This is a genomic window from Pseudonocardia aurantiaca (assembly GCF_039526725.1).
Lineage (GTDB): Bacteria > Actinomycetota > Actinomycetes > Mycobacteriales > Pseudonocardiaceae > Pseudonocardia > Pseudonocardia aurantiaca.
In genome coordinates this window covers 276,123-289,664 of record NZ_BAAAJG010000002.1, presented here as the reverse complement: position 1 = coordinate 289,664, position 13,542 = coordinate 276,123, and the positions used below count along the sequence as shown (strand labels likewise).

The 13,542-nt window shown below is 73.5% G+C and carries 14 protein-coding genes; 9 read left to right on the top strand and 5 right to left on the bottom strand.

Annotated features, from left to right (window positions below):
• Positions 1-60: 60 nt before the first annotated feature.
• Positions 61-666, bottom strand: a complete 606-nt coding sequence (locus ABD143_RS03315; protein ID WP_343970973.1) for a hypothetical protein — start codon at positions 664-666, stop codon at positions 61-63.
• 66 nt (positions 667-732) lie between these two features.
• The gene (locus ABD143_RS03310) at positions 733-1,701 is read right to left on the bottom strand and encodes a DUF2867 domain-containing protein (RefSeq protein ID WP_343970971.1); all 969 of its coding nucleotides are present in this window, start codon (positions 1,699-1,701) and stop codon (positions 733-735) included.
• A gap of 53 nt (positions 1,702-1,754) precedes the next feature.
• Between ABD143_RS03310 and ABD143_RS03305 the strand changes: the two genes are divergently transcribed.
• Positions 1,755-2,327 (top strand): TetR/AcrR family transcriptional regulator, encoded by a 573-nt coding sequence (locus ABD143_RS03305; protein ID WP_343970970.1) that lies wholly within the window; start codon positions 1,755-1,757, stop codon positions 2,325-2,327.
• Between the two features lie 7 nt (positions 2,328-2,334).
• Here ABD143_RS03305 and ABD143_RS03300 read toward each other — a convergent pair whose 3' ends face one another.
• Positions 2,335-3,111, bottom strand: a complete 777-nt coding sequence (locus tag ABD143_RS03300; protein WP_343970967.1) for an enoyl-CoA hydratase/isomerase family protein — start codon at positions 3,109-3,111, stop codon at positions 2,335-2,337.
• A gap of 79 nt (positions 3,112-3,190) precedes the next feature.
• On the opposite strand from ABD143_RS03300, the gene ABD143_RS03295 reads away from it, so the two are divergent.
• Genes ABD143_RS03295 through ABD143_RS03285 form a run of 3 tightly spaced genes read left to right on the top strand, consistent with a single transcriptional unit; the run spans position 3,191 to position 5,240 of the window.
• Positions 3,191-4,276 (top strand): S-(hydroxymethyl)mycothiol dehydrogenase, encoded by a 1,086-nt coding sequence (locus ABD143_RS03295; RefSeq protein WP_343970963.1) that lies wholly within the window; start codon positions 3,191-3,193, stop codon positions 4,274-4,276.
• The gene (locus ABD143_RS03290) at positions 4,273-4,899 is read left to right on the top strand and encodes an MBL fold metallo-hydrolase (protein ID WP_343970960.1); all 627 of its coding nucleotides are present in this window, start codon (positions 4,273-4,275) and stop codon (positions 4,897-4,899) included. Before ABD143_RS03295 ends, ABD143_RS03290 begins: the two co-directional genes overlap by 4 nt.
• A gap of 29 nt (positions 4,900-4,928) precedes the next feature.
• The gene (locus tag ABD143_RS03285; RefSeq protein ID WP_343970956.1) at positions 4,929-5,240 is read left to right on the top strand and encodes a type II toxin-antitoxin system prevent-host-death family antitoxin; all 312 of its coding nucleotides are present in this window, start codon (positions 4,929-4,931) and stop codon (positions 5,238-5,240) included.
• Between the two features lie 51 nt (positions 5,241-5,291).
• Here the strand turns inward: ABD143_RS03285 and ABD143_RS03280 are convergent, their stop codons facing one another.
• Together ABD143_RS03280 and mtnA are read right to left on the bottom strand one after the other, a co-directional pair.
• A complete protein-coding gene (locus tag ABD143_RS03280; RefSeq protein WP_343970954.1) occupies positions 5,292-6,470 on the bottom strand; it encodes an MFS transporter in 1,179 nt (392 codons plus the stop codon).
• Positions 6,467-7,441, bottom strand: a complete 975-nt coding sequence (gene mtnA / locus ABD143_RS03275) for an S-methyl-5-thioribose-1-phosphate isomerase (RefSeq protein ID WP_343971637.1) — start codon at positions 7,439-7,441, stop codon at positions 6,467-6,469. The genes ABD143_RS03280 and mtnA overlap by 4 nt, the downstream gene beginning before the upstream one ends.
• 125 nt (positions 7,442-7,566) lie before the next feature.
• On the opposite strand from mtnA, the gene ABD143_RS03270 reads away from it, so the two are divergent.
• The 5 genes from ABD143_RS03270 to ABD143_RS03250 all read left to right on the top strand — a co-directional run bounded on the left by ABD143_RS03270 (position 7,567) and on the right by ABD143_RS03250 (position 13,537).
• Positions 7,567-8,577 (top strand): metal ABC transporter solute-binding protein, Zn/Mn family, encoded by a 1,011-nt coding sequence (locus ABD143_RS03270; protein WP_343970952.1) that lies wholly within the window; start codon positions 7,567-7,569, stop codon positions 8,575-8,577.
• Between the two features lie 2 nt (positions 8,578-8,579).
• Positions 8,580-9,359 carry a metal ABC transporter ATP-binding protein gene (locus ABD143_RS03265; RefSeq protein ID WP_343970950.1) on the top strand — a complete coding sequence of 260 codons (780 nt, stop codon included), beginning with the start codon at positions 8,580-8,582 and terminating at the stop codon, positions 9,357-9,359.
• Between the two features lie 5 nt (positions 9,360-9,364).
• Positions 9,365-10,537: a metal ABC transporter permease gene (locus ABD143_RS03260; protein ID WP_343970947.1), complete on the top strand. Its 1,173-nt coding sequence runs from the start codon at positions 9,365-9,367 to the stop codon at positions 10,535-10,537.
• Positions 10,530-11,414, top strand: coding sequence for a metal ABC transporter permease (locus tag ABD143_RS03255; RefSeq protein WP_343970944.1), 885 nt, complete (start codon positions 10,530-10,532; stop codon positions 11,412-11,414). The genes ABD143_RS03260 and ABD143_RS03255 overlap by 8 nt, the downstream gene beginning before the upstream one ends.
• Before the next feature lie 125 nt (positions 11,415-11,539).
• Complete coding sequence (locus ABD143_RS03250; protein ID WP_343970941.1) at positions 11,540-13,537, top strand: GTP-binding protein; 1,998 nt, start codon at positions 11,540-11,542, stop codon at positions 13,535-13,537.
• The last annotated feature ends 5 nt before the right edge of the window (positions 13,538-13,542 follow it).

The following is a 13,542-nucleotide window of genomic DNA, read 5'->3' as shown; positions in this document are numbered from 1 at the left end:
GACCGGGCCCGTCCGCTCTGATTGGACGAACGCGACAGCCTCTGCGGCCGAGCGACAAGATCACCGCCGCCGGACGCGGGCCGCCGCGTCCACCCGGGCGCGTGCCGCCGTGACGAACCCTGCCGAGTCGTCGGCATGGAACCGGAGCTCTTTGATCGTGGCAGTCCGCGCGCCCGACAGGGTGACGGCGAACGGGCGACGGAGCACTACCTCCACGGTCGTCTGTCCCGCGACCACCACGTGCAGGACGGCGCCCTCCACCTGCACGCCGCGCCCGTCGCGGCTGCGCCGCACCCGGCGCACGCCCGCCACCGCGTCCCACGGGATCCGCACGTCGACACCTGCGCCGTGCCGGACCCGCAGCCCGCTCGGCCCCATGGCGTGTGGGTGGACCAGCAGCCCGGCGAGGAGCCCGAGCACCAACACGGTCCGCCAGACGCCGAGCACCAGCACCGCGGGCCGCAGCGACGGCCACGGCAGCAGCGTGTCGACCACGACGACCTCCAGTGCCGACAGCGCGGCCATCATCGTCATCGCCAGCCGCGGGCCGCCGTGGCCGAAGGGCGTGTCCCCGGGGGCGACGTCGGGCCGGCGCAGCAGCAACCGCCCGAGACTCCGCCATCCCGCGACCTCGAACTCCATGGCGCGGCGGACGAGGGCGGGCATGCAACCCATGGTCGCCCCGGATGCGGCGCGCAGGCAGAGCCATTCGGCCTGATCAGCGGGCTCCGGCTACGACGTGGACGCATCCGCGACTGCGCGGCCAGGACGCGACAGGCGGTATGCCGCGGCCGCCAGCATCGCGCGCACGATCGCCGGGTGCACCAGCCGCACGAGCGCGCTGTACACCCGGCCGCGGGCGTTGTTCACGCACACCACCGTCGTCACGACGACCCGGGTGGGCTCACGGCGGACGGAGACACGGAAGTCGAGGTGGCGCTCGTCCGAGCCGAGCAGCACCTCGTCGCCGGAGCGGGCCACGGTGGCGAACGGCGTCGCGCCCGCGCGGTCGATGCCGACGAACCCGACGAGCAGCTGCCGCAGGTCGAGAAGCCCGAGCACCCATGGCGGCGGATCGCCGAACACGGCGTTGGCCCAGACCTGCGGATCGGTCGGCGCACCGGGACGGGCCGGAACGGCGTAGGCGTCGGCCCAGTCGACCCGCGGGAGCGCCGTCGCAAGCAACGGAGTGTCGGGCACCGACGTCGCCACGGCCCGGTCGGCCTCGAGCCGGTGCAGCAGCCGGACCCATGGCGACCAGCGGGCCTGCCGCGCAGGCTCGGCGCCCACCGCCCGCTCGGCGTTGTCGAGGAGGTCCTCCAGCACGGCGTCGTGGAGCCAGCGCACGACGAGCGGCCAGCCGACGAGCATCGCGCCGCTGGTCCGGCCGTCGATGACGTGCCGCAGCAGGGTTGCGTCCGACCCTGCCGACTCCGCGGTGAAGGTGTGCGTGCCATGCAGGCCGAGGCCCGGATCGACGGTGAACTCGACGCGCCGGCCCGGCTCGTGGGCCGTGACCCGGTAACGGATGGGGCCGTGCCCGCCCGCAGCCCCGAGGGCCACCGGCCCGTCGAGCACCATCGGCGGCGTCCACGCCGGGACGGGCCACAGCACGTCGTCCGGACCGCCGAGCCGGTCGAGCAACGGGCCGACCTGCGCCACCGGCGCAGGGACGAGCCGTTCATGGACGTTGCGAATCATCGCCGGACCTCCGTACGCCACCGTATGGAACAACCATACGGTAGCGTATGGCCGTGGCGGAGCGGAAGCGGTTGACGGCACAGGACTGGACGGCGGCCGCGCTGGAGGCGCTCGCGACCGGCGGGGTCGCGGCGGTGGCCGTCGAGCCGATCGCGGCCCGGCTCGGCACCACGAAGGGCAGCTTCTACTGGCATTACGCCAACCGGGACGCGCTGCTGGAGGCGGCGCTCTCGGAATGGGAGCGGACCCACACCGAAGAGGTCATCACGATCGTCGAGCAGGAGCCCGACCCGCACCGCAGGTTGCGCTTGTTGCTGACCATCGCGCTCGGGAGCAACAGCACCCGCCCCAGCGATAGCGTCGAGCTGGCGCTGCAGCCGACGGCGGGACACCCGCTTGTCGCACCGGTGCTCGAACGGGTCACCCGGCGGCGCCTCGGCTACCTCACCGACATGTTCGCCCGGCTCGGGTTCGGCCCGGAGGAGGCGAGGCAGCGCAGCCTGCTGGCCTACACCGCGTATCTCGGCCACGCGCAGCTCGCGCACGCCACGCCCGCCCTCGCACCGGAGAGCGCCGACCTTCGGTCCTACGTCGACGCGGCCATCGCCACGCTGACGTCTCGCTGACCCTCCTCTAGCTCTTGCGCAGCACGGACTCGAGGTAGCGCTCGGTCCAGCCGTCGATCACCCGGAGGTTCCACAGGCGGGTCAGCTCGGCGGCCTCGTCGGCGTAGCGGGCCGTGCGCTCGAGCGCGTCGCGCCGCAGTTGCGCCTTCGTGACGGCGAACGTGTCCCCGGGGATGCCCGCCGCCATCGTCCGCGCCGTCGTGACAGCCTCGGACAGCAGGTCATCCGGTTCGACCACCCGGTCGACGAGCCCGAGCGCGAGCGCCTCCGACGGGTAGTAGGTCTGCGCCCCGAGCAACAGTTTGCGGGCCGTGACGTCCCCGACCGTGTACCGCAGCACCTCGATCGCGATCCGCGGGAACGGCACCCCGACCCGCAGCTCCGGCACCCCGATCCGGCCCCGGCCCTCTGCCATGAGCCGCACGTCCGCGCAGGCGGCAAGGACGCCGCCGCCCGCGATGGCGTGCCCGGTGACGGCCGCGACCACCGGCTTGCCCAGCTCGAAGACGGCGTGGAAAGCGTCGGCGAGCGCAGGGAGGAAGCGCTCGACGTAGGCAGCGCCCCCGTCGAGGTAGCGCTTCAGGTCGACACCTGCCGAGAAGGCGCGGTCCGTTCCGGTGACGACGACGGCCTGCACCGGGTCGTCGGCGAGCGCGCGGAACCGCTCCGTGATGGCCCGGCAGAGCTCGATGTCCAAGACGTTGACCGGGCCATGGGCCAGCCGCAGCACCGCGACGCGCGCCTCTCCCAGCACGGCGTCGCCGTCGTCCTCTCGTTCGATCATGAGCCGGACGGTACCTATCGGGCCATTGCATGGCACGCTGCGCATGAGAGCTCAGGACAGCAGTGAAGGCGAGGAAGCCATGCCGCAACAGGTCCGCGGGGTCGTCGCGCACAGCAAGGGGAAGCCGGTCTCCCTGGAGACGATCACTGTCCCCGATCCCGGGCCTGCCGAGGCAGTCGTGCAGGTCCAGGCCTGCGGGGTCTGCCACACCGACCTGCACTACCGGGAGGGCGGGATCAACGACGAGTTCCCGTTCCTGCTGGGCCACGAGGCCGCCGGCATCGTCGAGTCGGTCGGCGAGGGGGTCGCCGACGTCGCGCCCGGCGACTTCGTGATCCTGAACTGGCGGGCGGTCGACGGCACGTGCCGCGCCTGCCGCCGGGGCGAACCCTGGTACTGCTTCTCCACTCACAACGCCTCGCAGAAGATGACCCTGCAGTCGGGCCAGGAGCTCACCCCGGCGCTGGGGATCGGGGCGTTCATCGAGAAGACGCTGGTGCACGCCGGGCAGTGCACGAAGGTCAACCCGGCGGCCAAGCCGGAGGCGGCGGGTCTGCTGGGCTGCGGCGTCATGGCAGGCGCGGGCGCGGCGATCAACACCGGCGGGGTGCGCCGGGGTGACTCGGTGGCGGTGATCGGCTGCGGCGGCGTGGGCGACGCGGCGATCGCGGGCGCCGCACTGGCCGGTGCGACCACGATCATCGCGATCGACGTCGACAACCGGAAGCTGGAGTGGGCCAAGGAGTTCGGCGCCACCCACACCATCAACTCCCGGGAGCAGGACCCTGTCGAGGGCGTGCAGGCCCTCACCGACGGCAACGGCGCGCGGGTGGTGGTCGACGCCGTCGGCCGCCCGGAGACCTTCAAGCAGGCCTTCTACGCCCGCGACCTGGCCGGCATCGCGGTGCTGGTAGGCGTCCCGACGCCGGACATGACCATCGAACTGCCGCTGATCGACGTGTTCGGCCGCGGCGGGGCGACCAAGTCGTCCTGGTACGGCGACTGCCTGCCCAGCCGCGACTTCCCGGCGCTGATCGACCTGTACCTGCAGGGCCGGTTCCCGCTGGAGAAGTTCGTCAGCGAGACCATCGCCCTGAACCAGGTGGAGGAGGCCTTCCACCGGATGGAACGCGGCGAGGTCCTGCGCTCGGTCGTGGTCCTGTGAGCCCGGTCGACCACGTCGTCACCTCGGGCACGTTCTCCCTCGACGGCGGCACCTGGGACGTCGACAACAACGTCTGGATCGTCGGCGACGACCGCGAGGTGCTCGTGATCGACGCCGCGCACGACGCCGACGCGATCGCGGACGCGGTCGGCGACCGGCGGGTCGTCGCCGTGGTGTGCACCCACGCCCACGACGACCACGTCAACCAGGCGCCGGCCCTGGCCGACCGGTTCAGCGCGCCCGTGCTCCTGAACCCGGCCGAGGCGCCGCTGTGGGAGATGACCCACCCGGACAGAACACCCGACCGCCCGCTCGCCGACGGTGACACCCTCACCGCGGGCGGGGTGGTGGTGCGCGTGCTGCAGACGCCGGGCCACTCCCCCGGCTCGTCCTGCCTGTACGCACCGGAGCTGGGCACCGTTTTCACCGGCGACACCCTTTTCCAGGGCGGGCCCGGCGCCACGGGGCGGTCCTACTCGTCGTTCGACACGATCATCGACTCGATCCGCGAGAAGCTGCTGACCCTGCCCGGCGACACCACGGTGCGCACGGGTCACGGCGACTCGACGACGATCGGCGCGGAGCTCCCGCACCTGGAGGAGTGGATCGCGCGGGGGCATTAGCCGTCGCACACCTGTGGCACATTTTGCGTGTGAGCGAACCGGCGAGCATCAGCATCAGCATCAGCATCAGCGAGCTGCAGCAGCACGCCTCGCGCTATGTCGCCATGGCGAAGAAGGGCCGCCGCATCGCGGTCACTGACCGGGGTGAAGTGGTGGCCTACCTGGTGCCGGCCCACGAGCCGACCACCAACTTCCAGCGCATGGTGGCAGCAGGCCAGGTGCGGCTCGCCAAGGGCAACCTCAAGGAGACGCCGGCCACGCTTGAGCCGCTCGAGGCTCGGCCGGGTGAGAGGACGCCTTCCGAGGTGCTCCAGGAGACTCGCGACGAGGAGCGGTGTTGATCTACGCCGACGGCGAGGACGTCGACGCCGTGCTCACGTACGACGGTCGCCTCAGCGAGGCGGCGCGAGCCCATGGACTCCCGACCTCGGCCCCAGCCTGACAGCCAGTACCCCACCGCACAGCAGCGCCGCCGCCGTCGCGAACGCGGCGCCGAACCCGAACGGCTCCGCGACGGCGCCGAGCCCCACCGCTCCGAGGCCGGTACCGGCGTCGAAGGCGATGTTCCAGGCCGCGCTCGCCGCCCCGTAGCGGGCGCGGCCGAACGCCGTGAACAGGGCGGTCAGCGCGTCGTTCTGCACGGCCCCGAACCCGACGCCGACGGCGGCGGCACCCACGGCGAGCAGCACACCACCGCCGCTGCCGATTGCGGCGACCTCTACCACCAGCCCGATCGCGGCCAGGAGCATGCCGGGCGCGAGGAGCCGCCCGCCCCAGCCGCGCCGGTCGACCAGCTCACCGGCCACGAGCCGGCCGAGCAGCCCGCCCGCGGACGTGGCCAGCAGCGCGAGCGCGACGAGCAGCCCGGCGTCCGGGACCGCCAGCGGCAGAAAGGTGATCAGTCCACCCTGGGCGATCGAGCAGGTGAGCATCGCGACCACCGGGGGCACTGCCCAGCGGGTGAGCGAGCCGGGCACACGAGCGGCAGGCGGGTCCGGCGCACGCCCCGCCGGCACCCGGATGCCCGGGACGAGCAGCAGCCCGAGGAGCGGCAGCACCCCCGCCGCGACGAAGACGACGGCAAACCCCAGGCGATCGACCATGGCCGGCCCGGCGGCGAGCAGCACGAGCTGGGGCAGCCCGACCGCCAGCCCGTACCGGCCTGCGGCCCGCCCGTGCTGGGCGGCCGGCACGAGCTCGGCCACGAGCGCGCTTCCCGCCACGGTCACGAGCCCGAACCCGACGCCGCGGACGGCGGAGATCGCCAGCACCGGCGCGAGGTGGGACGAGAGGGCGAGCAGCGGCGCCGGCGCGCCGAGGAAGAGGAGCCCGAGCGCGAGCACCCAGCGATACCCGAGCCGGACCAGCAGCCACGGCACCAGGAGCTGCGTGGCGACGGTGGTCGCCATCAGCACGCCCGTGGTCGCGCCAGCGCCGAGTGCGCCCGCACCACCGGCGGCCGCCCACAGCGGCACGACTGCCAGCAGGAGCGCGTAGCCGCCGAACCCGAGCACGGTCGCTCCGAGCATCAGCCGGAACGCCGTGCCGGTGATGCCGGTCGTAGTGGTCACTCCGCTGGCCGCCAGACCCGATCCTCGGTCACCACGGCCGTCACCAGGTCCGCGGGAGTCACGTCGAATGCGGGGTTCCACGCCTCGCTGCTCTCGGGCGCCACCTTCGCCCCGCCCACGACCAGCACCTCGTCGGGTTCGCGCTCCTCGATCTCGATCGCGGCACCGTCCGCCGTGTCCGGATCGAGCGTCGACTCGGGCGCCGCGACGATGAACGGGATCCCGGCCCGGGACGCCGCGAGCGCCAGCGGGTAGGTGCCGATCTTGTTGGCCACGTCCCCGTTGGCCGCCACCCGGTCGGCGCCCACGACAACAGCGTCGACGAGCCCGCGCGCGATGATCGACGGTCCGGCCCCGTCCACGACGATCCGGTGCGGCACGCCGATCGCCGCCAGCTCCACTCCCGTGATGCGGGAGCCCTGAAGGAGCGGGCGCGTCTCGTCCGCGACGACGTACTCCACGCGGCCCGCCAGGTGCAGCGACCGCACCACACCCAGCGCCGTGCCCCACTCCGTGGTGGCCAGCGCACCCGCGTTGCAGTGCGTGTGCAACCGCAGCGGCTGCTCCCCGCACAGCTGCGCGAGCAGGTCCGCGCCGCGGTTCCCGATTGCCCGGCACGCGGCCGCGTCCTCGTCCAGCACGGCGACGGCGGCGGCGAGCACGGCGTCCGGGCCGCCGGGCGCCGCGGCCAGCGCGCGGCTCACACCGACGGCGAGGTTGACCGCTGTCGGGCGGGCAGCGGCGAGCCGCGCGGCGGTGGCTTCCAGCTCGGCACCGCTCAGCGTGCGAGCGGCCATAGCGATCCCGAGCGCCCCTGCCGCGCCGAGCGCCGGGGCGCCCCGCACGACGAGCCGCCGGATCGCGTCCACCAGCTCGTCGACCGTGCCGACGGTGAGCTGCCGGACCTCCGGCAGCGCGGTCTGGTCGACGAGCACGATCCGGCCGTCCACCCACTCGATCGTCCGCGGCAGCACGCTGTCGACCCTAACCCTGGGTCCGGCCGTCGGCCGCAGTCTCAGATTGAGCTGCCCGATCGCGGGAATTGCCTCTATCGTGCGGTGTTAGCGAAGACTCAGCCCAGAGTTAGAGGTGGCTAATGACGGTTGGTAGGCGCGGCGCCGGGCGCCGCACCGTACTGGCCGCCATGGCGCTCGGGCTCGCCGTGCTCACCGGCTGCGTCGCCGCCCCTCCCCCGAGCGACCAGCCCATCGGCGACCGGCCGGTCCGCGTCACCACGACCACGAACTTCATCACCGACACGGTCGCCCGCATCGGGGGCGCGAGGGTCGAGGTCAGCGGGCTGATGGGTCCCGGCGTCGACCCGCACCTGTACCGGGCGAGCGCAGGCGACGTGCAGACGCTGCGCGGCGCGGACGTCATCTTCTACGGCGGGCTGCAGCTCGAGGGGCGCATGGCCGACCTCCTCGCCGACCTCTCCGCGCGCCAGCTCACGAAGGCCGTCACCGACGACATCCCCCGCGACCAGCTGCTCAGCCCCGCACCTGGCGCCAAGGAGCAGTACGACCCGCACGTCTGGTTCGACGTCGGGCTGTGGGAGCAGGTGAGCCGCACGATCGCGGCGACACTCGCCGCCCGCGACCCGGCGCACGCCGCCGACTACCGCGCGGGGCTCGACTCCTACCTCGCCGATCTGACCGCGCTGGACGGCTACGTCCGGCAGCGTCTCGCGTCGATCCCGCCGCAACGGCGGCTGCTCGTCACCTCCCACGACGCCTTCGAGTACTTCGGCCGCCGCTACGGGCTCGACGTCGCGGGCATCCAGGGCATCTCCACCGCGGCCGAGGCCACCACGGCCGACGTCGAGCGGGTGGCGGAGCTGATCGCCGACCGCGGGGTGCCCGCGGTGTTCGTCGAGTCGAGCGTGCCCCCGCAGACGATCGACGCGCTGGTCGCCGCTGCCGCGCAGCGCGGAGCGCAGGTGCACGTGGGAGCGGAGTTGTACACCGACGCCGCCGGGACGCCCGGCACGCCGGAAGGCACGTACGTGGGGATGCTGCGGGCCAACGCCGACCGGATCGCCGATGGGCTGGGCGGCGGCGTGCATCTGGCGACAGGGGTACCGGCCGGCGGGGAACAGGGAGGGTGACCGTGCTCGTCAGAGTCAGCTCGTCGTCGGTGCAGGCGGCCCCGCGGGGGACGCGCACCGACAATGCACTGGAGGTCCGGCACCTGACGGTGTCCTACCGGTCGGCCCCGGTGCTGTGGGAGGTCTCCTGCAGCTTCCCCGCCGGGCAGCTCTCGGCGATAGTCGGGCCGAACGGGGCGGGCAAGTCGACGCTGCTGAAGGCCGCGCTCGGGCTCGTCCCGGCCGACGCGGGCCGCGTGCTGATCGACGGTGTCGAGGGCCGGGACGCGCTCGACCGCGTGGCCTACGTGCCGCAGCGCGAATCGGTCGACTGGGACTTCCCGATCACCGTGCGCGAGGTCGTGGAGATGGGCCGCTACCGCAGCGCCGGGTGGTTCCGGCGGGTCGGGCGGGCCGACCGCGTGATCGCGGCGGAGTGCCTCGAGCGTGTGGGCATGGCGAACTACGGACGGCGCCAGATCGGCCAGCTCTCCGGCGGGCAGCGGCAGCGCATCTTCCTCGCCCGCGCGCTCTCCCAGCGGGCGCCCGTGCTCGTGATGGACGAACCGTTCGCCGGGATCGACGCGCGCACCCAGGCCGACCTGCTCGCGCTCCTGGGCGAGCTGCGCGACGACGGCACGTCCGTGGTGGTCGTGCACCACGACATGGCTCAAGTGCGCGCCGCGTTCGACTGGGCGCTGCTGCTCAACGTGCGGGCGCTGGGCTGCGGGCCCACCGAGGAGGTGCTCACACCCGACGCGCTGCGCGAGGCCTACGGCGCCGACGCGAGCTGGGTGGGCTGAGCGCCGTGGCCGGCCTGACCTACACCGACGCGGTTGTGGTCGCGGGAGCGCTCGTCCTCGGTGTCACGAGCGGGGTGCTCGGCGCGTTCGCGGTGCTGCGGCGACGCAGCCTCGTCGGGGACGCCGTGGCGCACTCGACGCTCCCTGGCGTGTGTGTGGCGTTCCTCGTCGCCGGGGTCAAGGATGTGCCCGGCCTGTTGCTGGGCGCGGCTGTGGCCGGGCTGGTGGCGGCGCTGCTCATGGTGGGTGTCGAGCGCACCGGTCGTATCCCGCCCGACGCGGCCACGGGTGTGGTCCTGTCCGGGTTCTTCGCGCTCGGGATCGTGCTGCTGACCCACCTCTCCAACTCCACCGACGCCGACCAGGCCGGCCTGGAGAACTACCTCTTCGGGCAGGCCGCAGGGCTGCTCGCAGGAGACGTGGCCGTGATGGCCGCACTCGGCGCGGTGGCGCTGCTCGTGGTCGGGGTGGCCCGCCGGGCCCTGACCACCACACTCTTCGACCCGGCGTACGCGGGTGCCATCGGCCTCCCGGTGCGCGTGCTGGAGACGGTCATGACGGCGCTGCTCGTGGTGGCCGTCGTGATCGGGGTGCGGATCGTCGGTGCGATCCTCATGGTCGCGATGCTGGTGGTCCCCACCGTCACCGCCCGCCAGCTGGCCGACCGCTTCCCCCGCGTGCTGGTTCTGGCCGGGCTGGTCGGCGCGGCGGTCGGCGTCGTCGGCGCCTTGGCGGCCACCCGCGGCCGGCTCCCGACGGGCCCCGTCGTGGTGCTCACCGGGTTCGCGGTGGCGGTCGCCGCCCTGCTGTTCGCACCGGGGCGCGGGGTGCTCTGGCGGGCGCAGCGGCTCGCGGCCCGGCGCCGCGCGGTGCGCCGGGATGCCGTGCTCGTCGAACCGGGCGCGCCCGTCACCGGGCTGCGCGACCGCGTCACCCGGGCCGGGTTGCGCCGCCGCGGCCTGCTGGCCGCCGACGGCCGCACGCTCACCCCAGCCGGCCAGGCCGCGGCCGCCGACCTGGCCGACCGCCGGGCCCTCTGGACGGCCTGGCTCGCGCACGGCGCGTCCGTCGAGCTGCCCGACGCCCGCGAGCCGGACCCGGCCGACCTGCCCGGCAGCCTCGGCGCGGACGCCGTGGCGCAGCTTCGGGCGCTGGCGAACGGCGGCAGCCGTGCCTGACGGGCTGCTGATCGTCGTCATCGCCGGGCTGGTGGCCACGGCGTGCGGGCTGCTGGGGCCGTTCCTCGTGCTGCGACGGATCGCCCTGCTGTCCGACGCCGTCAGCCACGCCGTGCTGCCCGGCATCGTCGCCGTCTGGCTGGTGGCGCAGACCCGCGCCCCCCTGCCGGTGATCATCGGCGCCGCGGCATTCGCCGTGGTGTGCGTGCTCGCGATCGACGCGCTGCGCGCCACCGGGCTCGTGGCCTCCGACGCCGCGATCGCGCTGGTGTTCCCCGCGCTCTTCGCGCTCGGCGTGCTCGGCATCACCCGCTATGCCGAGGGCATCCACCTCGACCTCGACTCCACGATCTACGGCGAGATCGCGTTCGTCCCGTTCGACACCGTGCAGATCGGCGGGTACGAGGTGGCCCGCTCCGGCCTGGTGCTCGGCGGTGTGGTGGCGCTCAACCTGCTGCTCGTGGCGCTCCTGTGGAAGGAGCTCAAGGCGACGACGTTCGACCCGCAGTTCGGGGCGACCGTGCGGCTGCGACCGCGACTGCTCTCCCGGCTCCTGCTGGTGGCCGTCGCCATCACGGCCGTCGCCTCGTTCGACGCCGTGGGCGCGATCCTCGTGGTGACGCTGCTGATCGTGCCTGCGGCCACCGCGTACCTGCTCACCGACCGGCTCGTCGTGATGGTCGGGATCACGGTGGCCGTCGGCTGGATCGGTGCTGCGGCCGGGTACGCGATCGCCATCCCCATGGACAGCTCGATCGCCGGCGCGATGGGCCTGGTCTGCGCGCTGTGCTTCGCGCTCGCGCTGCTCCTCTCACCGAAGCACGGGGTGCTCACCCGGCGCCTGCGCCGCCGCCGCACCGCCACCGCCACCGCCTGAAACCCGGTTGCCCGCCAGGGCGGCCACCTGCTGTCCTTCCCATCACACCGTCCGGCGACCGAGGAGCACACCGATGAGGCAGGTCTTCATGTCCCCGCCCGCCCTCGCACCGGACATGAGGCCACTTGACAGCACTCAACCTCGGGATCGTCGCGCACGTCGATGCCGGTAAGACCAGCCTGACCGAGCGCCTGCTCCACACCGCAGGCGTCATCGAGGAGGTCGGCAGCGTCGACGCGGGGAGCACCCGCACCGACACACTCGACCTGGAACGCCAGCGCGGAATCACGATCAAGTCGGCGGTCGTCTCGCTTGTCGTCGCCGGCGGCGTCACGGTCAACCTGATCGACACCCCTGGCCACCCCGACTTCATCGCCGAGGTGGAGCGCGTGCTGAGCGTGCTCGACGGCGCCGTGCTCGTGGTCTCGGCCGTCGAGGGTGTGCAGGCGCAGACCCGCGTGCTGATGCGCACGCTTCAGCGGCTGCGCATCCCCACCCTGATCTTCGTCAACAAGATCGACCGCACCGGCGCCGGGTACGGCGACGTGCTGCAGAGCCTGTCCGCGCGCCTGGCGCCCGGGGTCGTCGCGATGGGTTCGGTGGAGCACCTGGGCACCCGTCGGGCCGCGTACGCACCTTTCACCGGCGCCGACGCGCCATTCCGGGCCCGGCTCACCGAGGTGCTCGCCGAACACGACGATGCCCTGCTCGCGGCCTACGTCGAGGGCGATGCCGGCCTCCCGTACGACCGGCTCCGGCGTGCGCTCACGGTGCAGGTGAGACAGGCCCGGGTGCACCCGGTGTTCTTCGGCTCCGCGATCACCGGAGCAGGTGTCGATGCGCTGGTCGACGGGATCGCCGCACTGCTGCCTGCCGGCGCGGGCGACCCCGGGGGCCCGCTCGCGGCCAGGGTGTTCAAGGTGGAGCGGGGCCCTGCGGGCGAGCGGATCGCCTACGTCCGCGTGTTCGAAGGCACCCTGCGGGCGCGCGACAAGGTGACGTTCGGACATCGGCGCGAGACGAAGGTGACGGCGATCGACGTCTTCGAGGGCGGCACGACGACCCGCCGGGACGAGGTCACGGCCGGGCGGATCGCGAAGGTCAGGGGGCTCGGCGAGGTGCGGATCGGCGAGTCCGCCGGCACCGCTGCCGTTGCCGACGAGCACTTCTTCGCCCCGCCCACCCTGGAGACCGTGGTGGTCCCACGGCATCCGCGCGACCGGGGCCGGCTGCAGGTCGCGCTCACGCAGCTCGCCGAGCAGGACCCGCTGATCGGCCTCAGCCTGGACGACGCCGGGCAGGAGCTGTCCGTCTCGCTCTACGGCGAGGTGCAGAAGGAGGTCATCCAGGCCACCCTGGCCGCCGACTTCGGCGTCGACGTCACCTTCCGGGAGACGACGACCGTCTGCATCGAGCGCCCGCTCGGCGTCGGGTCGGCACTGGAACGCAACGGCGTCGAGCCGAACCCGTTCCTCGCCACGGTCGGGCTGCGTGTGGAGCCGGGCCCGGTCGGCAGCGGCGTCCGGTTCGGGCTGGAGGTGGAGCTGGGCGCGATGCCCACCGCGTTCTTCACCGCGGTGGAGGAGTCCGTGCACCGGACGCTGCGCCACGGGCTGCACGGGTGGAAGGTCACGGACTGCGCGGTCACGATGACCCACTCCGGCTACTCGCCCCGGCAGAGCCACGCGCACGCGGTGTTCGACAAGAGCATGTCGAGCACGGGCCGCGACTTCCGGCACCTGACCCCGCTCGTGCTGATGGCTGCACTGCGCCGGGCCGGGACCGTGGTCCACGAGCCGATGCACGGCTTCCACCTCGAGGTGCCGGTGGGCGCGGTCGAGGCCGTGCTGCCCGCGCTGGTGCGGCTGGGCGCGGTGGTGGACGGGCAGACCGGCGAACGGTCGGCTGCCCTGCTGGCGGGGGAGATCCCCGCCGCGCGGGTGCACGAGCTGCGAATGCGGCTCCCGTCGCTGACGCGGGGCGAAGGCCTGCTGGAGTGCGACTTCGCCCGCTACCGCCCGGTCCGTGGGGCCGTGCCGGAGCACGCCCGGCCCGTTCCCGACCCGCTGGACCGGGCGGAGTACCTGCTGCGGGTGGACCGCCGGGTCCCGAGGTCCCCGTGATCGGC

What these genes read in the sequence shown, in the direction of transcription:
- ABD143_RS03315 (WP_343970973.1), bottom strand. Translation starts at nt 666, where the DNA reads ATGCCCGCCCTCGTCCGCCGCGCCATGGAGTTCGAGGTCGCGGGATGG.
- ABD143_RS03310 (WP_343970971.1), bottom strand. Translation starts at nt 1,701, where the DNA reads ATGATTCGCAACGTCCATGAACGGCTCGTCCCTGCGCCGGTGGCGCAG.
- ABD143_RS03300 (WP_343970967.1), bottom strand. Translation starts at nt 3,111, where the DNA reads ATGATCGAACGAGAGGACGACGGCGACGCCGTGCTGGGAGAGGCGCGC.
- ABD143_RS03295 (WP_343970963.1), top strand. Translation starts at nt 3,191, where the DNA reads ATGCCGCAACAGGTCCGCGGGGTCGTCGCGCACAGCAAGGGGAAGCCG.
- ABD143_RS03270 (WP_343970952.1), top strand. Translation starts at nt 7,567, where the DNA reads ATGACGGTTGGTAGGCGCGGCGCCGGGCGCCGCACCGTACTGGCCGCC.